At 66.9% G+C, this 590-nt stretch carries 1 protein-coding gene; it reads right to left on the reverse strand.

Annotated features, from left to right (window positions below):
• On the reverse strand, window positions 1–590 hold a 590-nt coding region (locus ACMX2H_RS18965), incomplete at both ends, for a M24 family metallopeptidase (protein WP_414962835.1).

Genomic DNA, 590 nt, shown 5'->3' on the forward strand with positions numbered 1-590 from the left:
TCGCCCAGGAACAGGGTCCGTTCCAGCGCGGTGTAGTAGCCGGAGGTCATCGGGAAGCAGTTCAGGGACAGGATGTCCCCGCGCTGCAGTTTGCGGGTGGTGGCCCAGTTGTGCGCACCGTCGGTGTTGATGCCGGACTGGAACCAGACCCAGGTGTCGCGGACCTCGCGGTGCGGGAAGGTGCGGGCGATTTCGTGCACCATGGCTTCGGTGCCGATCAGCGCCACTTCGTACTCGCTGATGCCTTCGCGGATGGCGGCCTTGATGGCTTCGCCGCCCAGGTCGCCGATCCGTGCGCCGTGCTTGATCACCTCGATCTCCTCGGCCGATTTGATCATCCGCTGGCGCATGGCGTCCTGGGAGACGTCGAGCAGTTCGGCGCCCTCGAAGGCCGCCTGGATGCGCTGGCGGGTCATCAGCGGCAGTGCGTCGTCTTCCACGCCGAGGCGGCGGGCGCTGACGCCGCGCTGGCGCAGGGCTTCCTGCAGGCCGAAGTAGAAGTTGTCCCGACGCCAGTCCGTGTAGACGATGTTCTCGCCGTAGCTGGTGCGCCAGGGCATGCCGGCGTCGATGTTCGCGGTGACGGTGAC

It is taken from the genome of Arthrobacter sulfonylureivorans (assembly GCF_047607445.1).
In the GTDB taxonomy this organism is placed as follows: Bacteria; Actinomycetota; Actinomycetes; order Actinomycetales; family Micrococcaceae; genus Crystallibacter; species Crystallibacter sulfonylureivorans_A.